This is a genomic window from Vibrio diazotrophicus, from assembly GCF_038452265.1.
In the GTDB taxonomy this organism is placed as follows: domain Bacteria; phylum Pseudomonadota; class Gammaproteobacteria; order Enterobacterales; family Vibrionaceae; genus Vibrio; species Vibrio diazotrophicus.
This window is the reverse complement of sequence record NZ_CP151842.1, coordinates 2,303,550-2,328,198: the sequence shown is the minus strand read 5'-3', so window position 1 is coordinate 2,328,198 and position 24,649 is coordinate 2,303,550. Positions and strand designations below refer to the sequence as shown.

28 protein-coding genes and 1 tRNA gene are annotated in these 24,649 nt (G+C 42.1%); 23 read left to right on the top strand and 6 right to left on the bottom strand.

The window, feature by feature from the left end; all coding sequences use genetic code 11:
• Positions 1 to 91: 91 nt before the first annotated feature.
• Positions 92 to 898 carry a helix-turn-helix domain-containing protein gene (locus tag AAGA51_RS10595; protein WP_042483694.1) on the bottom strand — a complete coding sequence of 269 codons (807 nt, stop codon included), beginning with the start codon at positions 896 to 898 and terminating at the stop codon, positions 92 to 94.
• A gap of 134 nt (positions 899 to 1,032) precedes the next feature.
• On the opposite strand from AAGA51_RS10595, the gene AAGA51_RS10590 reads away from it, so the two are divergent.
• From AAGA51_RS10590 to AAGA51_RS10510, 17 genes are all read left to right on the top strand, one after another.
• Complete coding sequence (locus AAGA51_RS10590; RefSeq protein ID WP_042483690.1) at positions 1,033 to 1,224, top strand: hypothetical protein; 192 nt, start codon at positions 1,033 to 1,035, stop codon at positions 1,222 to 1,224.
• Positions 1,225 to 1,528: 304 nt separating this feature from the next.
• Positions 1,529 to 2,011 carry a phage regulatory CII family protein gene (locus AAGA51_RS10585; protein WP_020432400.1) on the top strand — a complete coding sequence of 161 codons (483 nt, stop codon included), beginning with the start codon at positions 1,529 to 1,531 and terminating at the stop codon, positions 2,009 to 2,011.
• A 28-nt stretch (positions 2,012 to 2,039) separates the two neighbouring features.
• Complete coding sequence (locus tag AAGA51_RS10580) at positions 2,040 to 2,741, top strand: tyrosine-type recombinase/integrase (RefSeq protein ID WP_042483683.1); 702 nt, start codon at positions 2,040 to 2,042, stop codon at positions 2,739 to 2,741.
• Positions 2,729 to 2,929 carry a hypothetical protein gene (locus AAGA51_RS10575; RefSeq protein WP_042483680.1) on the top strand — a complete coding sequence of 67 codons (201 nt, stop codon included), beginning with the start codon at positions 2,729 to 2,731 and terminating at the stop codon, positions 2,927 to 2,929. Before AAGA51_RS10580 ends, AAGA51_RS10575 begins: the two co-directional genes overlap by 13 nt.
• Before the next feature lie 22 nt (positions 2,930 to 2,951).
• Positions 2,952 to 3,254 carry a hypothetical protein gene (locus tag AAGA51_RS10570; RefSeq protein WP_081878688.1) on the top strand — a complete coding sequence of 101 codons (303 nt, stop codon included), beginning with the start codon at positions 2,952 to 2,954 and terminating at the stop codon, positions 3,252 to 3,254.
• A complete protein-coding gene (locus tag AAGA51_RS10565) occupies positions 3,247 to 3,546 on the top strand; it encodes a hypothetical protein (protein WP_020433385.1) in 300 nt (99 codons plus the stop codon). Before AAGA51_RS10570 ends, AAGA51_RS10565 begins: the two co-directional genes overlap by 8 nt.
• Positions 3,536 to 3,832 (top strand): hypothetical protein, encoded by a 297-nt coding sequence (locus AAGA51_RS10560; protein WP_415679583.1) that lies wholly within the window; start codon positions 3,536 to 3,538, stop codon positions 3,830 to 3,832. Before AAGA51_RS10565 ends, AAGA51_RS10560 begins: the two co-directional genes overlap by 11 nt.
• Positions 3,798 to 6,557: a toprim domain-containing protein gene (locus tag AAGA51_RS10555; protein ID WP_042483672.1), complete on the top strand. Its 2,760-nt coding sequence runs from the start codon at positions 3,798 to 3,800 to the stop codon at positions 6,555 to 6,557. The genes AAGA51_RS10560 and AAGA51_RS10555 overlap by 35 nt, the downstream gene beginning before the upstream one ends.
• A 10-nt stretch (positions 6,558 to 6,567) precedes the next feature.
• On the top strand, positions 6,568 to 6,924 hold the full coding sequence (locus tag AAGA51_RS10550; RefSeq protein WP_042483669.1) for a hypothetical protein: 357 nt from the start codon (positions 6,568 to 6,570) through the stop codon (positions 6,922 to 6,924).
• Positions 6,914 to 7,450: a hypothetical protein gene (locus AAGA51_RS10545; protein ID WP_042483666.1), complete on the top strand. Its 537-nt coding sequence runs from the start codon at positions 6,914 to 6,916 to the stop codon at positions 7,448 to 7,450. The genes AAGA51_RS10550 and AAGA51_RS10545 overlap by 11 nt, the downstream gene beginning before the upstream one ends.
• Complete coding sequence (locus tag AAGA51_RS10540) at positions 7,443 to 7,739, top strand: DUF3850 domain-containing protein (protein WP_042484146.1); 297 nt, start codon at positions 7,443 to 7,445, stop codon at positions 7,737 to 7,739. The genes AAGA51_RS10545 and AAGA51_RS10540 overlap by 8 nt, the downstream gene beginning before the upstream one ends.
• The gene (locus AAGA51_RS10535; protein WP_020433376.1) at positions 7,736 to 8,005 is read left to right on the top strand and encodes a hypothetical protein; all 270 of its coding nucleotides are present in this window, start codon (positions 7,736 to 7,738) and stop codon (positions 8,003 to 8,005) included. The genes AAGA51_RS10540 and AAGA51_RS10535 overlap by 4 nt, the downstream gene beginning before the upstream one ends.
• Entirely contained in the window at positions 7,983 to 8,228 is a 246-nt protein-coding gene (locus tag AAGA51_RS10530; protein WP_042483663.1) for a hypothetical protein, read from the top strand. The genes AAGA51_RS10535 and AAGA51_RS10530 overlap by 23 nt, the downstream gene beginning before the upstream one ends.
• 33 nt (positions 8,229 to 8,261) lie before the next feature.
• A complete protein-coding gene (locus tag AAGA51_RS10525) occupies positions 8,262 to 8,777 on the top strand; it encodes a PadR family transcriptional regulator (RefSeq protein ID WP_042483660.1) in 516 nt (171 codons plus the stop codon).
• A gap of 202 nt (positions 8,778 to 8,979) precedes the next feature.
• Entirely contained in the window at positions 8,980 to 9,174 is a 195-nt protein-coding gene (locus AAGA51_RS10520; protein WP_156102025.1) for a hypothetical protein, read from the top strand.
• A 21-nt stretch (positions 9,175 to 9,195) separates the two neighbouring features.
• Positions 9,196 to 10,377 (top strand): tyrosine-type recombinase/integrase, encoded by a 1,182-nt coding sequence (locus AAGA51_RS10515; protein ID WP_020433371.1) that lies wholly within the window; start codon positions 9,196 to 9,198, stop codon positions 10,375 to 10,377.
• Positions 10,370 to 10,672: a hypothetical protein gene (locus tag AAGA51_RS10510; RefSeq protein WP_042483654.1), complete on the top strand. Its 303-nt coding sequence runs from the start codon at positions 10,370 to 10,372 to the stop codon at positions 10,670 to 10,672. Before AAGA51_RS10515 ends, AAGA51_RS10510 begins: the two co-directional genes overlap by 8 nt.
• Before the next feature lie 125 nt (positions 10,673 to 10,797).
• Here AAGA51_RS10510 and AAGA51_RS10505 read toward each other — a convergent pair.
• From AAGA51_RS10505 to AAGA51_RS10495, 3 genes are all read right to left on the bottom strand, one after another.
• Positions 10,798 to 10,874: transfer RNA gene (locus tag AAGA51_RS10505), tRNA-Pro, on the bottom strand.
• Positions 10,875 to 10,936: 62 nt separating this feature from the next.
• A complete protein-coding gene (locus AAGA51_RS10500; protein WP_042483651.1) occupies positions 10,937 to 12,739 on the bottom strand; it encodes a DUF3413 domain-containing protein in 1,803 nt (600 codons plus the stop codon).
• Positions 12,740 to 12,773: 34 nt separating this feature from the next.
• Positions 12,774 to 12,989: a YejL family protein gene (locus AAGA51_RS10495; protein WP_042483648.1), complete on the bottom strand. Its 216-nt coding sequence runs from the start codon at positions 12,987 to 12,989 to the stop codon at positions 12,774 to 12,776.
• 84 nt (positions 12,990 to 13,073) lie between these two features.
• On the opposite strand from AAGA51_RS10495, the gene yejK reads away from it, so the two are divergent.
• From yejK to AAGA51_RS10475, 4 genes are all read left to right on the top strand, one after another.
• Positions 13,074 to 14,075, top strand: a complete 1,002-nt coding sequence (gene yejK / locus AAGA51_RS10490) for a nucleoid-associated protein YejK (protein WP_042483643.1) — start codon at positions 13,074 to 13,076, stop codon at positions 14,073 to 14,075.
• Positions 14,076 to 14,224: 149 nt separating this feature from the next.
• Positions 14,225 to 15,481 (top strand): Hpt domain-containing protein, encoded by a 1,257-nt coding sequence (locus AAGA51_RS10485; protein WP_167828601.1) that lies wholly within the window; start codon positions 14,225 to 14,227, stop codon positions 15,479 to 15,481.
• Positions 15,482 to 16,030: 549 nt separating this feature from the next.
• Positions 16,031 to 17,143: an aspartate-semialdehyde dehydrogenase gene (gene asd / locus AAGA51_RS10480; RefSeq protein ID WP_042483641.1), complete on the top strand. Its 1,113-nt coding sequence runs from the start codon at positions 16,031 to 16,033 to the stop codon at positions 17,141 to 17,143.
• 292 nt (positions 17,144 to 17,435) lie between these two features.
• Complete coding sequence (locus AAGA51_RS10475; protein ID WP_167828600.1) at positions 17,436 to 18,956, top strand: diguanylate cyclase domain-containing protein; 1,521 nt, start codon at positions 17,436 to 17,438, stop codon at positions 18,954 to 18,956.
• A gap of 103 nt (positions 18,957 to 19,059) precedes the next feature.
• Here AAGA51_RS10475 and AAGA51_RS10470 read toward each other — a convergent pair whose 3' ends face one another.
• Both AAGA51_RS10470 and AAGA51_RS10465 read right to left on the bottom strand, forming a co-directional pair.
• Positions 19,060 to 19,917 carry an ion transporter gene (locus AAGA51_RS10470; protein WP_042483637.1) on the bottom strand — a complete coding sequence of 286 codons (858 nt, stop codon included), beginning with the start codon at positions 19,915 to 19,917 and terminating at the stop codon, positions 19,060 to 19,062.
• A gap of 52 nt (positions 19,918 to 19,969) precedes the next feature.
• Positions 19,970 to 20,605 (bottom strand): YchE family NAAT transporter, encoded by a 636-nt coding sequence (locus tag AAGA51_RS10465; protein WP_042483635.1) that lies wholly within the window; start codon positions 20,603 to 20,605, stop codon positions 19,970 to 19,972.
• A gap of 632 nt (positions 20,606 to 21,237) precedes the next feature.
• Here AAGA51_RS10465 and adhE point away from each other — a divergent pair.
• The gene (adhE, locus tag AAGA51_RS10460) at positions 21,238 to 23,934 is read left to right on the top strand and encodes a bifunctional acetaldehyde-CoA/alcohol dehydrogenase (protein WP_042483633.1); all 2,697 of its coding nucleotides are present in this window, start codon (positions 21,238 to 21,240) and stop codon (positions 23,932 to 23,934) included.
• A gap of 298 nt (positions 23,935 to 24,232) precedes the next feature.
• Positions 24,233 to 24,643: a hypothetical protein gene (locus AAGA51_RS10455; RefSeq protein WP_042483631.1), complete on the top strand. Its 411-nt coding sequence runs from the start codon at positions 24,233 to 24,235 to the stop codon at positions 24,641 to 24,643.
• The last annotated feature ends 6 nt before the right edge of the window (positions 24,644 to 24,649 follow it).

Here is a 24,649-nt window from a genome sequence, read left to right as displayed (position 1 = left end):
AGGTTCGAGATACAGAAAAAGAAACGCCAGAGCAGATGGTACTTGCTCTGGCGTTGGAAAAGTTAGCTTGTATTGCTCGTTCTAAAGAGTTTCAGTCCTTGAGTACATCAAAAGAAGTTTCGATGGCTGAAGATATTTCTTCTTCAGATAAACCAAGCTTCTCCGCTTGACGGTAAACAGCAGTAATCACACGAGCCTTTTGGTCACTATCAAGATTTTGTTTTGTTTCTCTTTCACACTGATCAACCAGCTTCACAACAGAGCGCATTAGTGACACTGAGATTGGGGTGCTATGACTCATCTCTGGTTCATACTCTAGTGATTCTTTTGGAGCGGGCTGTATCCAATTTTCCAAACGGTAATCTGGATGATGAAGAAGTGCATATGTTCCAAGCTCGCCACGAGCTATTTTTTTCAAAATATTACTAGGTAAGTTTGGTGTTGAGTAAGTATCTCTTTCGTTTTGATGATGGTTCAATATCCAAGCAAGCTTTTCACTTCCCTGCCCAACGAGCACTTCGCACAAAGTGTAATCAATCCATTTACCTTTAAACTCATACTGAGCTGGTTGAGTTAGAACTAAGACTGTTTGCTCTGATAGAGAACAGACACAGACTTGCCAGTTCTCATCTGTCAGCATGGTATTCACGTACACAACAAAGTCTTCTGCACTTTGAATATAAGTTACGTTAAAGGGCTTTCCTTTACCTGATAGTAGCCAGTTTAGGTTTACATTCTCTGCTTTGCAGATTGCCTGAAGAAACTCCGGCCCAGGGATTCGTCCCCCTGAAAAAATGTGTGAAATTGAGGCACTAGTAAACCCTAGGCCTTTCCCCCATGGCGTTTGTTTACGGTCATCCAACACATTATTGAGACGTTCCTCAAAAGAAAAGTCCATATATTTACCTTCCTCGGCTTGTAATGCTCCAAAAATGGATCTACTATCTGTTTTGAAAGTTATCAAGATAACTATTTGGATTATTTTGTTAACGTTTGATTCAATTAGTTAGTTTAACACAAGCAGGAGACACTATGGATATCAAATCAAACCCAAGTGCAAGTTTGATTGCTACTCGTGACTTGCATTTAAGAACTCGTATAGAGCGTTTGGCAACGTTAGATTCGCGCAAGTTGGCACAAATGACTCGCATTCTTTTGACTAAGGCCGTGGGAGACAAAGAAAAGGAATTAGGTTTACCGCCAATTGAAGAGGAGGCTGCATAACTTAAACAAGTTTGAATCAAGGTAAGTGTAAACAGTTTTATATCGTCGGCGTATTTGTAGTTATGGACGAACAATCACAGAGAAACTTATTTATGAATTTTCAAATTGATAGATCTAAAAAAGAAAAACCGCTTACCAACGGCAATCAGTAAGCGGCCAGAGGTCTGTTAAAACAGTCATCTGTAGGGACTCAGAGCGAGGGTGCAACCTCTATGCTCACGGCTCAAACACCATTTCATCCTTACCGTAGATTGTAGCGCAGCCTTCTGAAAAACAAAACGTATTCGTTTATCAGGAGATTACGATGACATCAGTTATTGAAGCGGCTCTTACCTGTGAATTCCCTCAGGTAGTGAATGCCAGCTACAGCACGTTAAAACAATTCAACAACACTGCAGAACTTGAACGTCTGCTGGGTAAGCGCCCGGGCGTTCTTCCTAATGAGATCAACCCTAATCAACATGGTCACAAGTTTGGGCTGTTTGATGCTTTACGCCTTATGAAGCTAACGGGAGACATTCAAATCCTCCGCTCTATCGCTTCCGAACTTGGCTACTCGCTTTATTTCCTCGGTGATTATTCCGGCATTTCTGATGTTGAGCTGCTGAACAGTTATAGCCAATGGCATGCCGAAATCGGCGATGTGAACCGCGCTATTGCTGAAGCATTAGAAGACGGTGATATCGAACAACATGAATTCGAAAGAATTGAACGTGAATTACGTGAAACGTTTACGGCTGCTTTGGCGCTGTTAGAACGTCTTCGTGCACTAGTTGTAGTGAATTAAGTAACGGCGAAGCCAACGGAGGTATGCCATGAATACTTTATCAACTCAAAATCTAAGTTCTTCAATCAATCTGTTTCTGCACTATTTCACTGAGCAGGAAGAGAAAAAACTATTTAAAACGGTGAAGGACACACAAGGCATTTATGCAAAAAGAGATTATTACTGGATGCTACTGATGCGTGAAACTGCGATTCGTTTAGGAGTGTTAGCTGGCCCTGATGCAGGTAAAGCACAACGTCACGACTTGCCTATGATTGGGCTAACGGTTGGTGACGCTGAACGCAGCTTGCAAGAAGGCTATTTGGTTTACGACAGCATGAACGCTAAGAACCTTAAGAAGCACCCGATCGCTTTAAACAAGTCAGCAACCAGTGCGCTAAGACACTTACTTAAAATTCATAAAGAAATGAGCGAAGGCATCGATTGGGAAACGCCACGACTAGACCGTCCTCTTTTTCTTAGCCGAAACAATCAGGCGATGAGTCGCCGTTCTTTCCAACACCGTTTTACACAGTGGTGCCGAGTTGCCGAAGTACCTGCAGGAACACCGCACTGGTTACGCCATTCATGGGCGAAACGCTTTTTAGAACGCACAACGTCACCAGATGCGTTGCGTAGAGTTCAAGCGGTGCTTGGACACACGAACCTTTCTACCACCTCGATCTATACGGCACCTGACCGTGAGTCTCTGGATTCAGCTATGAGAGAGGCAAGCACATGTTTTCGATAGAAAGTTCAGTAAAGCAGCAATGTGCTGAATCGGTTGTTCGTGGGGATGTTATCAATATTTTAGGGCATGAATTCTGGGTGGTTGAAAAGTGCGAAGCACAAGGGCCAAACATGATTGTTAAGTGTGTTGGTGAAGATCCTTTAAGTATCAGTAAAGACAGAGTCGTTTCAGTTCGCTCGTATCGATAAGGGGATAAGGATGTATAAGGCTATGGCTAGGTTACAAGAAGCAGCAATGGATATGCGTAGAAAGGCACTTGCAGCGGCACTACGCAATATCAACTTGCATGTATTTGGTGGAAGAGCGAATTCAAAGCGCTTGGAAGAGTACGTGGCAGAACGGATGAAGTTAAGGCCTATCGATATTCGTCTTTGGTGCTCTGGTGATGGTGTTCCTGAAGCTTATGTTGATGAGTTTTTATCGTTGTTGAATGAGAACTCTGTTTGGCGCAAGCATCAGATTCGCCCATCACAGAAGCTTGTCGAAGCTTACATGGAGAAGAGTTATGCCTAACCAAGTAGCGGCGACAAAGCTTTCGCCACCGGAACGAGCTTGTTTGTTCAAACTGGAACAACAGATGGTTCGCCAGCAAGGGTTTATTAATCGTCTTGCGTTCACCGATGAACAGGCTTCTGCTTTTGCTCGTTGGGAGCAAGAAGGCCACATCAAATTGGATGAAGACGAACTCAAACATTTACCTCAGGAGCAAGTGGAGCAACAGCAACTCACTCATAGCTGCCATTTAAGTGAACAGCTTTGGATTGCTTCCGCTTGTCTGCGTCGGATTTATGCGTGTGACTTATAGCTACAGGGGGTGGCAATGCCCCCTCTGGTATTCCACGCCTGTTTTAACCCGACTGGCCGCGCCTTCCGTGGTGTTAACCACATTAGAGCCAGAGAAAAAGCAGATGGTGTGGGCGCATATTCAGCAAAACCACCAAACCATTGCCAACCTGTTGAAGTCATCGGAATTTCAACAGGTAAAACAGAATTTAGAACAGTACTTTGGCCCAGTTGCGATTGGGGTAGATTTAAAAGATATCGGAGGCACGCTCTATGGCGTCCGCAGAACAACTAAAACAGATCATTGATTTACACGAGTTGGCTGATCGTTTGTGTATGGAACGTCCAGACCCTACTGGAAATTATAAGGCTCCTAATCGCCCGGACAAACACCCAAGTGTCAGCATTTTTGATGCAGCCCAAGCGGGTTACATGATGTGGAAAGACCATACGTCTGGTGAAAAAGGTTCCTGTATTGATTTGGTTATCTATTGTGGCCAAGCGGTAGATTCCAGCGAGGCTATGCAGTGGCTTCATGCTGAATTCAATATTCCTACTGATAATGCTCCTCAGCAAATTAAGCAGCAAAGTCAGCTTTCTTGGGTTGCAGAGAAGCAGCTGGCTGTTGCATCGGATGCAAAGGCGTATTTGGTTGATCAACGTGGCATTCCTGCTCCTGTCGTTGAGATGCTTATCAAACGTGGTGCTATCGGTTTTAGTGACTGGCATAGCCCGAAGAAGAACCCTGGTGAACTTGGTTATGGTGGCCCTGCGGTTACATTCCCAAGTCGTTGTTTGTTTACTAACGAAGTGATGGGGATCGATTTACGTTTTATTGACCCTGCGCTTAATGGTGACAACAAAACCAAAGCTATGGGTGAGAAACGCGGTTATCCATACATTCCTGACAAGGTTGCATTAAAACGCGCAAAAACAGTGATTGTGGTTGAGTCTGCTATCAATGCCATCTCTGCGATCGCAGCTTTTGACCCTGAAGGAAAAGGTAAAGGGTTGTTTACTGCTATTGCAACTCGCGGTTTAGCGGTCGAAGAAATTGATTGGCGCTTTTTAACGGGTAAACGTGTGATTTGTTGCTTCGATAATGATGAGCCTATCGCGGACGGACCAAGGAAAGGTCACAGACCTGGGCCAGAAGCCGCTTGGATAGTTCATGAGAAATGTACCGCATTAAACATCCCTTGTTTCCTTGTTGATCATAAAAATGGTAAGTGGGAAGGGCTTAATGACCTTAACGACTTTTTGAAACAGCATGGACCAAAACTCACCAAATATAACCTTATCTACAACTTGGATCAGTGGCTCGTTACTGGACAAGACGGTGAATTTGAACATGCTAATCACAAGCGTTTACCACTACCCAATCATGACCAACATCTTTATTGGACTTACCGAGTAAAACCGGACTTTACCAGTTACCTGAAAGTGGTTACCGACGGGGAAAGTGAGCAGAAAATTCCGCAGGACGTTTGTTCTTTCCGCATTGCAGGCTTATCGAAAATTACTATTTCTTCAGCCAGCTCTGCGATGACTGGCGAACCGGATTTACAGCCAACGAAAGTTTACTCTGCAACTATCCAAACGCCAGATTCACCTAATGAACTGACTCGTTTTGTACTTAAACGCGAGCAGCTTTACAACATCGATGTATGGCGTCGTGTTGGCGGTGGTATTTTCAACCCAGGCAAGTTCACCCGTATGATCTCAATTCTAGAGCGTGCTACTCACATCGGTGAGCGTAGCGCTGTCAATTTCGTGGGTTTAGCCTGGCATGATGGCAAAGCCATCTTAAATGAAGGACCTGATTCTTTCTTCACTGACCCAACCCAGCAGTGTCCTTATCACAACCTGCAATTCCCTTCAGGAACACCAGAACAAGGCCGTCGCGTTATTGAGGCTTACCACGCAACTTTCAAAAACAATGCCGCTTTGATGCTATTGGTTTGGGGGTTAGGTGCTCATGCCAAAACGTTCTTAGGTTTCTGGCCACACTACATGCTTAACGCTGGTAAAGGGGCGGGTAAATCAACTTTGGTTAAATCATTGGAACGCACTTTGGCGTTTACCATGTTCTCTGGCCAGAGTTTGAAAACCGAGTTCCGTTTGCTGACATCGATATCGCACACCTCTCACCCAGTCGGTTGGGAAGAGCTTTCAGCTCAGGGGCAAGGTGTTATCGATAAAGCCGTTGCCATGCTTCAAGAAAGTTACCAGTACACCATCACTCGCCGTGGTACCGATATGACCGAGTTCTTGAGTATCGCGCCTGTTCTACTTGCAGGTGAGGATGTGCCGGTGCAATCACTACTGGGCAAATTGGTTCGTTCAGACCTAACAGGACGTAAGGGCGATATGATTCCTGATGAATTGCCTCGTTTCCCTGTTAAAGACTGGATCAAATATCTGACTTCATATACTCGTCCGCAAATGAAACGTGCCTACCGAGAGTGTGTGGATTTCCTATCTAAGCATTGCATGGCAAAGCCAGATGACAACGGTGCTAACCGTATGCGTGATAACTATGCATGCCTAATGTTGACTTGGCGCCTTCTATGTGAATTCACAGGTGTAGCGAGTAACTACGGCGATTTTTTAAAAGACATCATTACTGAGATGAACACCCACATTCGTGAAACTGAAGCAGAGCGTGAGCCATGGGTTTGGATCATGGAACTGATTCTAGGCGAAATGGATGCTGGCCACTTCCGCCATCCATACGCATTTGACTGGGTGGAAGGTGAGCTGTGCTTGTTAGTTCGTACTAGCCACATCATGCAGCACATCAGCCAAAGCCCTGCATTAAAAGCCAAATTCGATAGTTTGCCAGTGAAGAGCGATCGCATTCTCAAGAAGCAATTGAAAGAAGCCAAAGTAGTTTTGAAAGATGGCCATGAGAAATCTATCAACGGCAAACGTATTGCCAACTTTGTCGCCCTGGGCGTTGAGAACTTGCGAGAGTTCGGCCTGTTCCCAGCCGTTCCAGACGACGTTCAAGAGAAAGAAACTAACCAGTAAGGAGTGATTTATGCAGTTTGTATCAATTAAACACATCCCCGTGAATTTAGACCCCAGACCAGGGGAGTACAGTCCAATCCCAGAAAGCCGGGAAAAAGAGTTGGCCTACGTTGGACGATTAGCTCAAGAGAAGCGTCATATCGCGAGCTTAATTGTCAATCTATACAACTCAAATATATGTGGTGCGGATATGTATCACTTAATGTCCTACACCAGAGGAGAGTCTTGCAACTTGCTACGTGATGGAGTCATTACGTTAATTCAATGTTGTGGTGCAGTTGAGTCACATGAAATCTATGGCAGTGAATTTGTGGAAGACTTAATTGAGCGATGGGGGTTTAGAGAGGATCAGTCAGATGAAGATTGAAACATTAGAAACTGTCACTTTAACCATGAGTAACGTCGATGGTATGGACCCGATAACCGTGCACTTGGAGAATTACGCACCAGGTAAAGGTGGAATCACTATCGAGTGCTATGGCGAGGTTTGGTCAAGTAAATGGCCTGCAATGTCTGGTCGTCGTATTGAGCAGTTTTTCGTTGATTGTGACGAACATTATTTAGCAGGCAAATTGTCGAGTATAAGTAGTGAAGTCAACGATTTCGAAAGATTCACAGATATCGTTAAAGAAAAGCTATTGATGATTCGCCGCTATAACGAAATCGATAAAAGAGAGGCTAGAGAACTGTTCGATGAAATACCTGAGCGGTTTGAAAGCCATTCACACTGTGTCCATTTTTCTAACCTTCTATGCCGAGTGATTGGCTATGAATGGTGGTACGCAGTCCCATCTAAACCAAATCATAACTATGAGTACCTGACGAAGTTGATCACTACTGTTCAATCAGGCTTGAAGCAGCACTTTCAAATGGAGGTACATGCTCATGGTTAACCATCAACTAAAAATCAAATCTGAGCATCTGGAAGCCATCATCTCCGGAGTAAAAACCTTTGAGATTCGCAAGAACGACAGGGATTTCAAAGTAGGTGATCGAGTAACGCTAATCGAAGAAGAAGGTAATCGTTATCTGACTATTCAGATTAATTACATCACTAGCTACGCCCAACAAGATGGCTACATCGTTTTCTCCTTCGGCTGGATAAGCGGAGGGAAGCTATTAGGGGAAGAGAAAAATGGAGTGTTACCGATGAGTTTCGCTGAACTGAGGGACTTTAATTGAATAACTACATCGCAGCTTTTCTCAATGACAACGGCGCGCTTTCGGTATGCAAGAAATCTGACGAAGTCATCAAGATGGAGCTTGGTTCGTTTTCAAGTTTTGAGAAGGCTGTGGAATCGGCGTGTGATCTATTGGAAAGCCACATTATCGGTAACGGTGTATTACATCGAGACGCAGGTTTTGGAGGTTTTCTTATTTGTAACGAACAAGAGTTCGAAAAACTAAACAAGGAGGCAGTTGAAAATGCCAAAAACAAAACCGCTTAACCATATCGCAAAACTCATTGCTGAAGTCTACGAAGAAGCTGGTATGGACAAGCCATATATCGAAGGCAAAAAGCACGATATGAGCAACCACGAGAACAAGTATGAAACGTTGGCCAGCGCCATCAATCTCGATACAGGCAATCGTAAACGCTTAGCAGCAAAGCTTGGTATCACATCTCTGCATTTAGATGTGACCGTGAAAGTTCTCAATCATCACTGTTAATACAAATTGTATAAACCGCAGAAGGTAAAGCATATGTACTTATCTAATTTACAACTCGTAATGATGGCTGAAATTAGCCAGGAAGCATCAACCGGCTATGACTTATCAAAGTCATTACTTGATAAGGGTTGGAAAGCATCTCACCAACAGATTTATCGCGATCTGGCCAAACTCCATAAACAGGGCGTTGTGTCATTGGAAGAAATTCCTCAGTCAGGTAAACCTGATAAGAAACTCTACTTGTTGAACGAAACGGGAAAGAATTTGTTAACGAATGCTTTGGATATCGAACCGTCAGTTCAGCGCCCTCAGGATGAAGCATTGGTTCATTTATTTCTCGCTAATCGCTACTACTTCGAGCAACTGGATTCGTTATTGCTTCAACAGTTAGAAAACGCGGTCAAAGAGAATGAAGCCAAACTTCAGCAAGGCGATGTTTTGTCGTCATTAGTTACCAATCGAGAGTGTGAGCGTTTGATGGCTGAACATCATTGGGTAACTAATGTATTAAATACAATGACATTAGAGGAGCAAACACAGGCAGCATAGGTCCGCAAAACTATGCTCATGGCTCAAACACAACCTATGGGATTCCATGGATCGTCCCATAGGTTTTCAAAGCCCTCTTGCGGCAACTTGAGGGCTAAGGATTAACCAGAAGTCATTTAACTATCTGAATTAATTAAGTCTGTTCATTTCATCCCATAGGTTCACAGGTTTTTTTGTACGTCCCTATGGGTGGAGATCTTTTATGTTAGTGAAACTCAGCACTTGGAGAAAAACACGTTTTTCAGAAGGTTGTGCTCCAGACGTTCGAATCTGTCGTAGGGAAATCGATTTAGGTACGTTGCCAGGTAAGCGAATAGGTCGCACTTATTATGTGGATATAGATAGAGAAAAGCAGTCATTCGGGGATCCTTTATTGGATGATTTGATGACGCATTAATTATTCATTTATGAGGTGACCGTGCCACGTCCTAGAAGTAAAAAATATAGAGACCTTCCAGAAGGTCTCTATTACTACAACAACAAAGGTTATGTATTTCGACGCATCGATGCGACTTGGAAGTCGCTTGGACATGACAAGTCGAAAGCGGTGTCTATGGCCAAGCGTTATAACGCCACTTTCAGAGTAGCCAAGGACATTACCCACATTGAAGAAACACCTTCACCGGCTTACATGCGGAAGCAAACTTTATTCTCTGAGTTCCTTGATAGGATTAGCTCAAGATATGAGAGCGAGGAAAGCCCCACTCAGGGAACGCTAAATGATTTCAATAATAAATTGATAAAACTAAGGTTGATTCTTGGTGGGTATGTCGGTGCAGCTATTGGCTTGGATGAAGTAAATCTTGTCCTTAACGAAGTCGCCACGAATAAATCAAATAATGTGTATAACCGTTGGCTTTCATTCCTAGAGAAAGTTTTTTCGTATGCAGTCGATGAATCAGTCATGATCGATAACCCTGCAAAGCGTAAGAAACGGAAGCCAAAGGATAATAAGCAACGTAAAAGGCTCAAGCTGGAAGAGTATCATCGGATAAGAGCCATTGCGCCAAGTTGGTTGAAGATAGCTATGGATTTATCTTTAGAGACAACTCACGCAGTTAATGAAATTTGTGCTTTGAAATACTCCGATGTTGAGTACTTACCTGAACCAGTTATTGAAGGTGATTGGAAGGTCTATGGGTACATTAAGATCCATCGCCAAAAAGTGCAGAAGCATGAATCGAGTCGTGTCATCATTCCAGTGACAACGTCTCTTTTAAATATTATCGAAGATAGCAAGAAAGATGGTATCGATTCGCCGTACATTGTTCATAGGCAACCACAACGGCTTTCTAACGATATTAGCCAGAACTGCGACCATATAACTCAAGTCAACCGTAAGTATTTAAGCCGTCAGTTTTCTAATTACAGGGATATGGCCAAAGTAAAAAAAGACGTACCAAGTACACAGCGCCCAACATTTCACGAAATTCGGAGTTTGAGCATTCATCTTTACGATGAGTCAGGTTATGACCCACAAATTCGGGCGGCGCACTCTGATGCCAGAAGCACAGAAATCTATAAGGCAGGGCATATTCAATGGGTTAAAGTGCCACCTGCAGAGTTGGGAATTAGAACACTAAGGGAACATCATGGATAAAGAAGCATTAGCGAGTATCAAGACTTTGATAATAGAAAAATCAAAACAGCAAGGTATCAGTGAAGACGTTGCATCGATTCATGCCGATAACATCATTGAAGAACTGAAGCATCCAGATGCTAGCCCATCATTTTCAATGTTGTCTGGTTTGGTTACGGCATTGATGTTTGATGGCGCGGAACGGGATGAACAGTTGAAGGATTTGATAGTAACTGTAGGACCTCAAGTGATGCCTTATCTTGATGAAGAAAAGCAGGCTAAGCTTCAGGCTGCGATCAAAGACTTGGTGCAATAACTCCATCGCTCTGTGCACTAGTATTCAAACAGTTTTCAAACCATATTCAAACCGCCTCATTTTCAGGCGGTTTTTTATAGGCGTAAAAAAGCCCGTAACTCTTTGAATTACGGGCTTTAGGTGTATGGTCGGACTGAGAGGATTTGAACCTCCGACCCCCGACACCCCATGACGGTGCGCTACCAAGCTGCGCTACAGTCCGATTCGCGTAATCTAATCAGTTTTTTTCTGATCGTCAATACGAAAGTATGTTAACCAACTGATTTAATTATCTTTCGCGTAAAAACGTTGCAGTTCGGTGAACCCCTGCATTAATACAGGTAGAGTCGGGTTCTCTTCTTTTAAGCGTTGATAGTTATCATCGTAAAGTTTGAAGTTGCCAAACTTATCTATCACTGTTGTTTGTTCATCAGTAATAAGGGCGAGTTCACGTGAATCACCAGCAAGAATCCACTTTCTCTTCGCTTCGTTAAACATGTTTCGACCGCTGCTGAAATCACTTGGGTTGGAAGAAACTCCCAATAGATCCTGCATGATTGTGACAGAAAAATCTAAGTGGCTTGAGCGGTGGTTATAAACACCAGCAACTCTTCCCGGCCAATGGACAATCATAGGTACTTGAAGTTGGAAACGGCTGTAGTTGCTATTAGAGCCCCAGCTGTTTGTTTTCGTTTCATTAAACTCCGTGCCATGGTTAGAGGTAATAACCACAACCGTGTTGTCTAACAGCTCCAGCTCGGTGAGTTTAGTGAAAAGTAAATGAAGTTCGTTATCCGCTAAAGTGACGGAATGGTTGTAGCCTGCACGTAATCTGTCACTGGTGGAACCATTTGATGCCGCGCTGTCGTATTGGTCGAAGTTATCAACGGTAGAAAGTTCTAAGTAGCTAAACCAAGGTTGTTTCTTCTGCTCAACCCAAGTAGACCAGCGAGCAATAGTTTGTTCATCGTTACTTGTTTCTGGATCAAACGGCGCTTTAGACATTGGCAAGTTACGGAAAATCGTTTCTTGATAGAGCGGATCTTCAAAGTTATCGCCGCTAAAGAGACCAAACTGATATTTTTGCGATTCAAGAACATCCAGCATGATTGGTGCAGTACCTTGAGCTTCAATGCTGCTTGCATAGCTGCTAGGCAAACCGTAGAAAAGACCAAATAAACCAAACGTATCGTTACTTGAACTGTAATGATTGGTAAAGTTGAGATTCTCAAAAGCAAACTGATAGGTATTAGGCATCAGCTCTGGTGTTAAAACGTCAGCGCGAAGATTATTTACGCTGACCAACAGAATGTTGAGGTTGTTGGCTCTGCGACCAAATTTGATCTCATCAATCGGGTAGTTAACCAAATCAACCGTATTTTGAGTTTCTTCTAGTCGCTTGAGATATTCATCTCGATCCAATAAACCGTGTTTCTCCATAAACGATTTCGCAGTCATTGGATATGACAGTGGGAAATTCGATTTTTGGCTAGTAACAGGGCTGTAGAAATAAGCGTCAGACCATACATAAATCAGATGGCTTGCGATAAAACTGACGAAGAATACCGCTGCGAGAGGGCGGCCAACACGTTTGTGGCTGAGTTTACGCTGTTTACGCCATACCCACTCAGATAAACCAAGTTGCAGTAGGAAAACGAGTGGAAGTACGACAAATAAATGCTGAAGGTCAGTTCTTACAGAGCTGCTCTCATCACTGAATAACAATTCCCAAACAACGGGCGTTAAGTGCAAGTTGATGGTTTGGTAAGCCTGAGTATCAATCAGTAGTACAGTGAGCCCGAATGTTGCGAAACAGACGGATACAAAACGGAACAGTGACCTAGAAGGGATCAAAAACGTTAACGGGAAAAGCGTCAACAGATAGATAGCAAATACTAGGAAGCCAAAGTGACCCACCCAAGAAAGCGCAAGATAGAGCTGTCCTAAGAAAGTTTCCGGCCACGGCGATTGTGCGATGTATCTGGTACCAATCAGCATTGCTGCAATGATGTTAAAGAAGGCAAACCAGTGCCCCCAACCTACTAGACGTGATACGCGTTCGCCGTATGTGTTTCCGCTATCTACCATGTACTTTTCTATTTATCCGTTTTTATATTTAAATTCAGTCTGCTAACGAAGACATCAATGCTTGAGAAAACTTTTCCGCGATAGCTTTACGTTGCGATGCAGCAACATTTTGATTCAAAACGTTGGTCGCGACATTTCCCGCAATCATCAGGGAAAGTTCAGGAGACGCATTATGTTTATCAAGAACGGCAGCGATTTCGGTCAGGATAGTTTCAACTTTTTCGTCGCTGTATTTCGATGTAATAGGCATAAACACTCTAATGATGATAGTAAAAACGGCTTATGATAACCTACTATGCCTTACAACTGAAACCAGAACGATGATTATTTCACTATGAGTCTGCACCTTTCCAATGTCATTTTGCATCAACTAAGCAAAAATAATAACGACGAGCTTACGGTTAATTTCCGTGCTCAATCTCTTGATAATGATACATCAACAGAAAACCTAGTATCCGAGTTGCATCGCGTTTTTAATGCGAAAGCGGGTAAAGGTTTTGGTTCTTTCAAGTCTGACAGTGATTTTCAAAGCTGGTTGCAAGAAATGCGTCAAAGTCAGCGTTCGTTTTACGATTTTTCTCAAATCAGTGCGCAACGTCTCAAAGACGAACTGTCGAAATATCCATTTGCCGATGAGGGTATCTTGGTGATGGCTGAATATCAGTCATTAGCCACCGATTATCTTTTGATTGGTATTCTCCCTTTGAATCAAAGTTTGAAGGTGACCGAAGGGTTAGACATAAGTGCAACTGACTATCTTGATATCAATAAAATGGATATTGTTGCCCGTGTGGATTTGTCGAGTTTTGAAACGGACAAAGAATCGAATCGCTACCTTACTTACATTAAAGGTCGTGTTGGACGTAAAGTTTCAGATTTCTTTTTAGATTTCCTTCAAGCGGAAGTTGGCCTCGATGCGAAAGTGCAAAACAAAGTTCTGATGCAAGCAGTTGAAGATTTTTGTAGCGATTCAAAGCTGGAAAAAGACGAAGCGATTAACTACAAGAAACAAGTTTACGATTACTGCAATGATCAAATAAAAGCGGGTGAAGAAGTTCAGGTGAAAGAGTTGTCAGGTGAATTACCTCCAGCTCAGGATGGCACCAGCTTTATGGACTTTACGCGTGAGCATGGTTACGAATTAGAGGAAAGTTTCCCTGGCGATCGTTCTACGATGAGAAAACTGACCAAGTATGTCGGTGCTGGTGGCGGCTTGAACATCAGTTTTGACAGTTTATTGATGGGTGAGCGCGTTTTCTACGATCCGGAAACCGATACTCTTACCATCAAAGGTACTCCACCAAATCTGCGAGATCAGCTAACGCGTAAAAGTTAGTTATTTTTAATCAGTGTCATTTTGGAAGAGAGCCTATGAGCTCTCTTTTTTATTCACATTAAGACTCGAGTTTTGAGAACCAACCTACGCAAGTTGAATGCGGAAGGTATATTATTGTATTTAATCAATATTGAATGCTGGGACAAGGAATGGTTTTAGAGCATCATCAAGGCAAATTTGTCTATAAAGCGATAGCTATCATTGGCGTTATTTGGCTGCTCTGTGTGTCGGTCATATTTGTCCAATACAGGCAAACGGCCAAAATGAGCGACGATGTTGTCGAATTAGGCAATCACATCATGTCATTTCACAACTCTCTGCATTTTAGATCTCCCTATCGTGTTATTCACACCAATGACATGTCTCTCAATGTCCAGTTAATCTATTCCTTACGAGTGCAGTTAGAAGCGGATTATGAAGACTCCGTATTTCAGCCTGATGTGACGCACTTAGTTTATGTTATTGATAAGTTTATTGAAAAAAGCCAGATGTTCTTAAGTTCGGACTTGGATGTGCTCGATATGGTTGAGCAGCTTAAATTGTTGCGCTCAGAATATGAGAATCAACCCGATATCAGGCGCTATTACGTAGAGTTAGGTGCTTATCTTTTTGAAGCGTTATTTACCGAAGGTGAGCAAAGTCCTGAAATTTATCGATCTTTAGATCAAATCATGGTTGCGTCACAAGCGATGTCGCCAGATGACCGACAGCATTTGCAACTGACTCTAGCAAAGGTTTCCAAACTATTAAGTCAGTATGCGGAAAGCGGAAACCTAGTGAATAGGCTACTACAACACGAGATCTATCAAGAGTTACACACCCTTGAAAATGAATATTTTAAGTTATTCGGCTTTATTAATGTTTTGTTGTTGGTTCTAAGTGGGTTACTCATTGCCAGCCTGCTTATTGTTGTGATTTTTTTCCAAAGGCAATGCAAACACGCGGTTGAGTCGCTTTGCAATGGCGAGGCTTCGTCAGCTACGGAACAAAGTACTGTTCAGAATATAGGGAAAAAAGAGGTTTTGGCTGGTGGTCATTATTTGCCTATGGTTGGTACATCTGTTGAGTCCAAGATAGATATTCCTCAAATGTTAAGTTCGCTTAATGATGATAAAGAATCTGTGAAAATGCTGCTGCGTGTATTTATTGAAGATCATTATGAAGATTGTGAAAAACTCCAGATGCAAATCTCGTCTGATTTAGGCGCAGCAATGAGAACCGCACACAGTCTAAAAGGCGTCGCAGGTACTATTGGAGCGAATGAGTTAAGAATTATAGCAATAGATATTGAAGCAAAATTGAAACGAGAAGAAATTCCTACGGATGAAGAAATTCAGAATTTGGCAAAATCTTTAGATGAAACGGTTAAAAGTGCTCAGTTTTGGTTGGAGCAAGCATCTTTTTAGCTGTTAATTCTTATTAAATGTTGTTTTTTGGTTGGCAACGTTCGAGTTGACTTGTTGTGAGTCATTTTTGTGTTGTTTTTGTCGAGTAGTGTTAGAGATTTCTGTTTCTAGATGAAATATTTAACTCAACTTTAGTTAATTCCTGATTATTTTGTAGAATGCTATTCCAATATGAAAAGTGTTGTTTGAGGTAATGATTTATCATTATCTCTAATACTTTGTTTTTAAATGTTATTTTTATTTTGTTTTCTTTTTCTGAAGAAAAGTGAGATGATTTTTTATCGGTTATTTATCGTTCTTATTCAAAGTTTTATCGTCAAATATCCTGAATATAGCGAACATTTTGTTACTAATATGCCTTTTAAAGCCAGATAGTTGTGTTAAGTTAGTATACTTATAAGATTTAGCTGTGTAGGGAAGCGAATCGCGTCGTTTTCCTTGTCATAAAGCAGCAATATAATCATTTTTATAAGAAACGCTTGAGATTTTTGTCTGAACCACTTATAGATGGTCAATTGTTTTTTCAAGAACACACGGAGAATTAGTGCGATGAGAGTAGGTTTAGTAGGTTGGCGTGGCATGGTTGGTTCGGTACTCATGCAACGTATGGTTGAAGAAGGTGATTTTAATCTAATTGAACCAGTATTCTTCAGTACCTCACAAATTGGTATTCCTGCGCCAAACTTAGGTAAAGACGCTGGCATGCTTCAGGATGCTTTTGATATTGAGAGCCTAAAACAGCTTGACGCTATCATTACTTGTCAAGGTGGCAGCTACACCGAAAAGGTATACCCAGCATTGCGTCAAGCAGGTTGGAAAGGTTACTGGATCGATGCTGCTTCAACTCTACGTATGGCATCAGACTCTATCATCACGCTAGACCCTGTAAACTTGAAGCAAATTCAACAAGGTATCCACGCGGGTACTAACACCTTCGTTGGTGGTAACTGTACTGTTAGTTTGATGCTAATGGGTCTTGGTGGTCTATTTGAAAAAGGTCTGGTTGAGTGGACCAGCGCTATGACATATCAGGCTGCTTCTGGTGCTGGCGCACAGAACATGCGCGAACTTATTTCTCAAATGGGTGTTATTAATGACTCTGTAAGTTCTGAACTTGCTAACCCATCTAGTTCTATTCTTGATATCGATAAGAAAGTGGCGGAAACCATGCGTTCTTCATCTTTCCCAACGGATCAATTTGGTGTTCCACTTGCTGGTTCTTTGATCCCTTGGATTGACGTGAAACGCGACAATGGTCAAAGCAAAGAAGAGTGGAAAGCGGGTGTTGAAGCGAACAAAATTCTTGGCACTCAAGATTCACCAGTGCTGATCGACGGTACTTGTGTTCGAATTGGTGCGATGCGCTGTCACTCTCAGGCACTGACTATCAAATTAAAACAAAGTGTACCTTTGGATGAAATCGAAGAGATTATTGCTTCTCACAACGAGTGGGTAAAAGTGATCCCTAACGAACGTGACATTACCGCGAAAGAACTATCACCAGCGAAAGTTACAGGCACTATGTCTGTCCCTGTTGGCCGTCTACGTAAGATGGCAATGGGTGATGACTTCCTCAATGCATTCACAGTTGGTGACCAATTACTTTGGGGTGCTGCTGAGCCGCTACGTCGTACACTTCGTATTATTCTTTCTGAAAAATAATAATATGTTCAAATATCTAAAGCGCCTTAGGGCGCTTTTTTTTGTTCGTCACTTGCCTGAGTAGAGTCTGAAAACAAGCGCCACTATTCGTATAAGCTATCCTCACACAACGCGAGATATATCCTACATTGCAAAAGGCATACGCCTATTTTTATTGTGCCAGTGGTTGCTAGCATTACCAGTCATAAATAGAGGTACTAAATAATACAAAAAGATCATTTTGCTGAATATGTTCCATGTGCTCACTGAATGATTTTTGAAATGTACCTTGTTGATGGCTGTAGTTAGGTTTATGTCACTTATACTTTGCGTTAAAAATCTCATTATCATTGTACTGATTACATTTCTAGGTTCTTTCGAAGTCTATGCTCTCGATGGGGTTAAGGCATTTGCAGAGCACAAAATGGTGATGTTACTAATCCATCCTGTGACAGGGAGTATTGTTAAAGCCAACTCTTCTGCTTCAGAGTTTTACGGCTACTCAATTTCAGAATTAGAATCTATGAAGATTCAAGAGATTAATACCCTCAGCAAAGAGGCGACTCAAGCAGAAATGCAGCTAGCTCGAAAAGAGAAAAGAAACTACTTCATTTTCAAGCACCAGTTAAAAAACGGAAATTTAAAAACCGTTGAAGTGTCGTCTATTCCTATTTCTTATCAAGGCAGGCCCGTTCTCTATTCAATTATTCGAGATATTTCTGAATACCGTTCGGCTCAAGAAGGACTCTGGCACTTTCAACATCGACTCGACGATATGGTCAAAGAACAATCCGCTCAGTTGAGATCTACTCATCAACGTCAATTAATTACATTTACTGTGCTATCAACATTTCTTGTCTCTGCCTTGGTAGCATTAAGTCGACTGCTGATAAATCAGAGAAGCACTAAAACCCAACTCGAAGATGAAAAGAAACGACTGTCGGATGTGATTTGGGCTGCCAATATTGGGACCTGGGAGTGGGATATTCAAAGTGATCAATTAGCTTTGAATGATTACGCCTACGCTATGGTTGGTTACCAGCGGTGGGCGGATTTCCCGATTAAACGGGGAAGCTTGAAGCCCCTTTGTCATTCTGAAGATTGGGCTGATGCCCAAGAAAATATGCGGTCTAAGTTGGATGGTGAAGTCAGTTTTTTCCAGACTGAGATTAGGGTAAGGCACAGACTTGGCCACTGGGTTTGGATTTTGGTGAGAGGTAGAGTTATCAAGAGGGCATTTCACAGTCAAATTCCTCTTACCGTTGCAGGAACTTATCAAGATATTACTTTGCAGAAAGAGCTCAATAGCCAGCTTCACCAATACGCAAACACAGATCAACTCACAGAGATCCCCAACCGACGGTCGTTCCATAATCATCTCGATATGATGGAAGATACAGAACACCAATATGGTTTATTTTACATGGACTTAAACAAATTTAAGGACGTCAATGACAAGTATGGCCACGCAGCTGGAGATTTGGTCATTAAGAATGTCGGGCAGAGGCTGAAAGAAGTCCTGCGAAGTTCAGATAATGTTTACCGTCTTGGCGGGGATGAATTTGCAGTCATCGTAAAAGGGTTAAAATGCCGAGCAAATGCTTCTGTTGTCGCGAATAAATTTGTAAAAGTCTTATCCGAACCACATATCCTTGAAGGGGCACAAACAGCCAGAGTCATTGTTCCTCCCAGTATTGGTGTTGCCTTCTATTCAGCGAATAGGCTTGATGCTGAGTCTTTGATTCAACGAGCCGATCAGATGATGTATTTGGCTAAACGAAACTATCCAGAAGGAGGGTATGAAATCTTTGAGGAGCAATCAGCTGTCGCATAAACAATATCGGAGATGGTTTATCTCATCTCCGATACTGGTTAACGATACTGAGTGAGTCGAACCACCCATGTATTAATCCGTAGTTTTAAGCTTCTAACATCCGCTATGTTTTCGTCGTATTGACTGGTACCACTCGCTTATCAGGATCTGCCAATTCACTTCCACAATGCTTACAAAATAGAGCATCTGACTCGTGCCCCGCCAAAGAGCAGTTAGGACATTTCACTAATGCTCTGTGTGCACTCATTTCTTGATGTAGCTCTGCGGTGATAATGCCCGTCGGCACAGCAAGTATTGAATAACCTAATAACATGGTAAGTGCCGCTAAGCCTTTACCTAGTGTTGTCTGTGGTACAACGTCGCCATAACCTACGGTAGTGATTGTTACAATTGCCCAATAAATACTTTGCGGAATGCTAGTAAAACCGTTTTCTGGCCCTTCAATGATATAAATAAAGGAACCCAAGATGGTGACCAGTATCGCTACCGTGCTGAAGAAAATAATGATTTTTCTTCTTGCACCCAACAATGATCTTAACAACAGATTGGAGTCCTGAAGGTAACGAACCAGTTTAAGTATACGAAAGATACGCATGACTCTCAGTGCTCGAACGACACCAACTAATGACGCAGAAGGGAACAAGATTGCGAGATATGTCGGCAATATCGCGACAAGATCGATTACACCGTAAAAGCTTTTTGCGTATGCGCTGGGTTTTGGTGAGCAGTAGAGTCGCGTTAAGTATTCAATAGTGAATAGAGCTGTAAATCCGTATTCGATCAGTTTGAACTCTTCACGCCATTTCGCATCAAAACTTGGGATGGAACTTAGAACCAGTACGATCAAAGAGGTGAAAATCGCGATAATAAGTGCGATGTCGAAAATTTTACCCGCTTTGGTGTGAGTTCCAAAGATGATGACATAGAGCTGATGTTTTAAATTTTCATTTGAGAAAGACATGATAGAGCGACCTAACGTTTTTTATCGCTCTATCATAGCCTTAGGCTAGCGTTTAAGCCAATCCTGGGAATAGGCTACGTAAGCCATTGGTAATAAATTCGATGCCTAATGCGCCAAGTATCAAGCCCATGATACGCGTGATCACATTGATGCCAGTCTGGCCTAACAATTTCACAATATAGGGCGCTGAACGGAACAACAACCACGAACACAACGCGAAAAATACAATCGTGACGACAATACCTGTGGTATCCATCAATCCCGGATAGCGAGAGCCATATACTATGGTTGAGCTGATAGCACCAGGGCCCGCCATTAGTGGCATTGCCAGCGGAACCACACCAATTTGTTCGCGGCTGATGTATTCCGATTTCTCTTGTTTGTTTTGCTTATCTTCACCCAACTTACCACTCATCATCGAAAAGGCGATGCTCATAAGCAATAAACCACCGGCGACACGAAATGAGTCCAGAGAAATACTGAACATGTCTAACAGCATTTGTCCGCCAAGCAGCGCAGTGATCAGAATGATGGCCACAGCAGTATTAGCAGTAGCGGCGGTTTTGTTTTTCTCTTCTGGAGTCATGTGCCCAGTAAGGGAAACAAAAACCGGCATGATTCCTACAGGATTAACTGCGGCAACCAAGCCCAGAAAGAACTGGAGAAAAATAGCAATTTCGAACGACATGTTAGGTTCTCTTATTTTTCATAGGATTGAAATTAATTGCGCGTAATCTAAGTCAAACATAGCAAAATCGCGAATGAAAAAATTTGCTGTTTTTTGCAGCTTATACGTGAGAAAAACTAATTATGGTCGATAATTGAAAATTAGTTGTTTCAAATATGTGTGCATTAATCGACTTGTTTATGGGATTTTTTAACATCCCCCCAGTTTTGATAAAAAAAAGTGCATCTACTGGAGAGTCAAAATGAAATGGATATACTATGAGTAGCACATGAAAACTTGTCTACATGTAGTAATGTTGTACAAAAATGAAACTTTTTTACACGATGTTGTATTTTTTTTAGATTTTCAGTTCGAATGCAGTATTTTTAACCAGTTTATTTTGTGAGGAATTTTTCAATAAATACAATTGGTTAGTTGGTATCTTTGGTGCTTTCTACCTATAAAGGGATAATTAGTTTTTCATAACTGATCTGAGTCAATTTTTTTCACGTAGTGAAATATTATACTCAGCCATGAAAGCAATTTACTAAGTTCGTTGTTATTAAGTCTCTGAAGTTTTGATAAAAACACATATGCAACATGCTTAATAAAGAGTTTTTAATTTTAAATTTTTTTATTTTAGGAGATCCATTATGCCTGTAACTAATCTGGCTGAACTAGATGCTCTAGTAGCTCGCGTTAAAGCGGCTCAAGCTGAGTTTGCTACTTACTCTCAAGAGCAGGTAGACAAAATCTTCCGTGCAGCATCTCTTGCAGCTAACCAAGCTCGTATTCCTCTAGCGCAACAAGCGGTAGCAGAATCTGGCATGGGTATCGTTGAAGATAAAGTAATCAAAAACCACTTCGCTTCAGAATACATCTACAACAAATACAAAGATGAAAAAACTTGTGGTGTTCTAGAAGAAGACGAAAGCATGGGCACAATGACTATCGCAGAGCCTGTGGGCATCATCTGTGGTATCGTCCCAACAACTAACCCAACATCTACTGCAATCTTCAAATCTTTGATTTCTTTGAAGACTCGTAACGGTATTATTTTCTCACCACACCCACGTGCTAAAAATTCTACAAACGATGCAGCTAAACTGGTTCTAGACGCAGCAGTAGCAGCGGGCGCGCCAAAAGACATCATCGGTTGGATCGACCAACCATCTGTAGAGCTATCTAACGCTCTTATGAAACACGAAGGTATCGCACTTATCCTTGCTACTGGTGGTCCAGGCATGGTTAAAGCGGCTTACTCTTCTGGTAAACCAGCTATCGGTGTTGGTGCAGGTAACGTTCCAGTTGTTATCGATGAAACAGCAGACATCAAACGTGCAGTAGCTTCTGTTCTTATGTCTAAAACTTTCGATAACGGTGTAGTGTGTGCTTCTGAGCAGGCTGTAATCGTTCATAAAGATGTATACGACGAAGTTAAAGAGCGTTTCGCTTCTCACAAAGCTCATGTACTAAGCAAAGCTGACGCTGACAAAGTACGTAAAACAATCCTAATCGACGGTGCGCTAAACGCGAAAATCGTTGGTCAACCTGCTTCTGCTATCGCAGAAATGGCGGGTGTTAAAGTTCCAGCTGATACTAAAGTTCTTATCGGTGAAGGTCTTGGTAAAGTTTCTTACGACGACGAGTTCGCACATGAGAAACTATCTCCATGTCTAGGTATGTTCAAAGCGGATAGCTTCGAAGACGCTGTTGACCAAGCTGTAACAATGGTTGAAATCGGCGGTATCGGTCATACTTCTGGTCTTTACACTAACCAAGACGTAAACGCAGATCGTATTCGTTACTTCGGTGACAAGATGAAGACTGCTCGTATTCTTATCAACATTCCGACTACTCACGGTGGTATCGGTGACCTTTACAACTTCAACGTTGCTCCATCTTTAACGTTAGGTTGTGGTTCATGGGGTGGTAACTCTATCTCTGAGAACGTTGGTCCTAAACACCTAATCAACAAGAAAATTGTTGCTAAGCGAGCTGAAAACATGTTGTGGCACAAACTACCTAAGTCAATCTACTTCCGTCGTGGTAGCCTTCCAATCGCTCTTAGCGACCTAGAAGGTAAAAAACGCGCATTCCTTGTAACTGACCGTTTCCTATTCAACAACGGTTACGCAGATGAAGTAGTTTCACTACTTAAAGCTCAAGGTATGGAAGTTCAGACATTCTTTGATGTAGAAGCAGATCCAACTCTATCTGTAGTAGAGAAAGGTGCAGCTCAAATGGCTAGCTACCAACCAGACGTGATTCTAGCTCTAGGTGGTGGTTCACCAATGGATGCTGCGAAGATCATGTGGGTTATGTACGAGCACCCAGAAACTCACTTCGAAGAACTAGCTATGCGCTTTATGGACATCCGTAAACGTATCTACAAGTTCCCTAAAATGGGTCAAAAAGCTGAGTTGGTATGTATTACTACTACTTCAGGTACTGGTTCAGAAGTTACTCCATTCGCGGTTGTTACTGACGACAAGACTGGTGCTAAATACCCACTAGCTGACTACGAGCTAACTCCTAACATGGCTATCGTTGATGCGAACCTTGTTATGAACATGCCTAAGTCTCTAACAGCGTTTGGTGGTTACGATGCAGTAACTCACGCTCTTGAAGCATACGTATCTGTTCTTGCGAACGAATACTCTGACGGTCAGGCTCTTCAAGCACTTAAGATGCTAAAAGAGTACCTACCTTCAAGCTACAAGAATGGTGCAAATGACCCAATCGCACGTGAAAAAGTACACAACGCAGCAACTATCGCTGGTGTAGCATTTGCGAACGCTTTCTTGGGTGTATGTCACTCAATGGCTCACAAGATTGGTGCTGAGTTCCACTTACCACACGGTCTTGCTAACGCACTGCTTATCTCTAACGTTGTACGTTACAACGCGAACGATAACCCAACTAAACAAACTGCATTCTCTCAATACGACCGTCCACAAGCACGTCGTCGTTACGCAGAAGTTGCAGAGCACTTGGGTCTAGTTCAACCTGGTGACCGTACTGCTCAGAAGATTGAACGTCTACTAGCGTGGATGGATGAGCTTAAGAAAGACCTTGATATCCCAATGTCTATCCAAGCTGCGGGTGTTAACGAAGCTGACTTCCTAGCGAAAGTTGAAGAACTAGCGGTTGACGCGTTTGATGACCAATGTACTGGTGCAAACCCACGTTACCCTCTAATCACTGAGCTGAAAGAAGTACTTATCTCTTCTTACTACGGTAAAGCATTCGTTGAAGGTGAAACTTTCGAAGGTACTACTGTAATCAAGAAGAAAGCTGACCAAGTAGCTCCAGCAGCTGCTAAAGCAGATAAAAAAGTAAAAGCTTAATTTGAGATAGGTTTTCGCTAGCACGATTACCAAATCAAGAAACAAAAAGCCCCACTTCGGTGGGGCTTTTTTTGTCTATTCAACAGATATAGGATAATAATCAAATATGGATCTGACTATATTTGGGTTGCCACATAAGGGTTAATTATCTATTAAAATTTTTATTATCTATAATTTTTATCGATAACGTGAATAATGCATGAAAATCATGTAGATATATATTGTGTGCGTTATGAATAGTTATTATTCTATGCACGAAAATAATAAAGATAGTAATTATAAATCTAAGGAAAATTGAATGAATAAAAAAGCTGTATTGCAAGTTTTGGGGCTTGCTCTAGTAACTAATTTCATTATTGGCTGCGCTAGTACTTCTGAATCGACATCTACCACTCAAGTTACCAACTCACAGGAAAATATTACGCAAGTAACAGGGAATATCCCTGCTGAGAGTAAGTTCGCGAAGGTAAAGGTTGGTATGTCAATGGGGCAGGTCTATGACACCATTGGTCAACCTACTGATACATTGAGTTATATTACAGGTAAATCATTTATCCCATTCTATTTTGGTAGTGATGCAGCGAGAGTTGAAGCTTTATACAAAGGAGAAGGCCGAATAGTCTTTACCGGTGGTACTGGCTTTGGTGCGAGAGTATTTAAAGTTTATAAGGTTTCATATAACCCAAGTGAGCCTGGCTACAATATGTAATTTTTT

What these genes read in the sequence shown, in the direction of transcription:
- AAGA51_RS10570 (WP_081878688.1), top strand. Translation starts at nt 2,952, where the DNA reads ATGGCTAGGTTACAAGAAGCAGCAATGGATATGCGTAGAAAGGCACTT.
- asd (WP_042483641.1), top strand. Translation starts at nt 16,031, where the DNA reads ATGAGAGTAGGTTTAGTAGGTTGGCGTGGCATGGTTGGTTCGGTACTC.
- AAGA51_RS10590 (WP_042483690.1), top strand. Translation starts at nt 1,033, where the DNA reads ATGGATATCAAATCAAACCCAAGTGCAAGTTTGATTGCTACTCGTGAC.
- AAGA51_RS10455 (WP_042483631.1), top strand. Translation starts at nt 24,233, where the DNA reads ATGAATAAAAAAGCTGTATTGCAAGTTTTGGGGCTTGCTCTAGTAACT.
- AAGA51_RS10525 (WP_042483660.1), top strand. Translation starts at nt 8,262, where the DNA reads ATGTACTTATCTAATTTACAACTCGTAATGATGGCTGAAATTAGCCAG.
- AAGA51_RS10540 (WP_042484146.1), top strand. Translation starts at nt 7,443, where the DNA reads ATGGTTAACCATCAACTAAAAATCAAATCTGAGCATCTGGAAGCCATC.
- AAGA51_RS10485 (WP_167828601.1), top strand. Translation starts at nt 14,225, where the DNA reads ATGGTTTTAGAGCATCATCAAGGCAAATTTGTCTATAAAGCGATAGCT.
- AAGA51_RS10555 (WP_042483672.1), top strand. Translation starts at nt 3,798, where the DNA reads ATGGCGTCCGCAGAACAACTAAAACAGATCATTGATTTACACGAGTTG.
- adhE (WP_042483633.1), top strand. Translation starts at nt 21,238, where the DNA reads ATGCCTGTAACTAATCTGGCTGAACTAGATGCTCTAGTAGCTCGCGTT.
- AAGA51_RS10565 (WP_020433385.1), top strand. Translation starts at nt 3,247, where the DNA reads ATGCCTAACCAAGTAGCGGCGACAAAGCTTTCGCCACCGGAACGAGCT.
- AAGA51_RS10585 (WP_020432400.1), top strand. Translation starts at nt 1,529, where the DNA reads ATGACATCAGTTATTGAAGCGGCTCTTACCTGTGAATTCCCTCAGGTA.
- AAGA51_RS10500 (WP_042483651.1), bottom strand. Translation starts at nt 12,739, where the DNA reads ATGGTAGATAGCGGAAACACATACGGCGAACGCGTATCACGTCTAGTA.
- AAGA51_RS10495 (WP_042483648.1), bottom strand. Translation starts at nt 12,989, where the DNA reads ATGCCTATTACATCGAAATACAGCGACGAAAAAGTTGAAACTATCCTG.
- AAGA51_RS10595 (WP_042483694.1), bottom strand. Translation starts at nt 898, where the DNA reads ATGGACTTTTCTTTTGAGGAACGTCTCAATAATGTGTTGGATGACCGT.
- AAGA51_RS10545 (WP_042483666.1), top strand. Translation starts at nt 6,914, where the DNA reads ATGAAGATTGAAACATTAGAAACTGTCACTTTAACCATGAGTAACGTC.
- AAGA51_RS10465 (WP_042483635.1), bottom strand. Translation starts at nt 20,605, where the DNA reads ATGTCGTTCGAAATTGCTATTTTTCTCCAGTTCTTTCTGGGCTTGGTT.
- AAGA51_RS10470 (WP_042483637.1), bottom strand. Translation starts at nt 19,917, where the DNA reads ATGTCTTTCTCAAATGAAAATTTAAAACATCAGCTCTATGTCATCATC.
- AAGA51_RS10580 (WP_042483683.1), top strand. Translation starts at nt 2,040, where the DNA reads ATGAATACTTTATCAACTCAAAATCTAAGTTCTTCAATCAATCTGTTT.
- AAGA51_RS10530 (WP_042483663.1), top strand. Translation starts at nt 7,983, where the DNA reads ATGCCAAAAACAAAACCGCTTAACCATATCGCAAAACTCATTGCTGAA.
- yejK (WP_042483643.1), top strand. Translation starts at nt 13,074, where the DNA reads ATGAGTCTGCACCTTTCCAATGTCATTTTGCATCAACTAAGCAAAAAT.
- AAGA51_RS10550 (WP_042483669.1), top strand. Translation starts at nt 6,568, where the DNA reads ATGCAGTTTGTATCAATTAAACACATCCCCGTGAATTTAGACCCCAGA.
- AAGA51_RS10575 (WP_042483680.1), top strand. Translation starts at nt 2,729, where the DNA reads ATGTTTTCGATAGAAAGTTCAGTAAAGCAGCAATGTGCTGAATCGGTT.
- AAGA51_RS10520 (WP_156102025.1), top strand. Translation starts at nt 8,980, where the DNA reads ATGTTAGTGAAACTCAGCACTTGGAGAAAAACACGTTTTTCAGAAGGT.
- AAGA51_RS10510 (WP_042483654.1), top strand. Translation starts at nt 10,370, where the DNA reads ATGGATAAAGAAGCATTAGCGAGTATCAAGACTTTGATAATAGAAAAA.
- AAGA51_RS10475 (WP_167828600.1), top strand. Translation starts at nt 17,436, where the DNA reads ATGTCACTTATACTTTGCGTTAAAAATCTCATTATCATTGTACTGATT.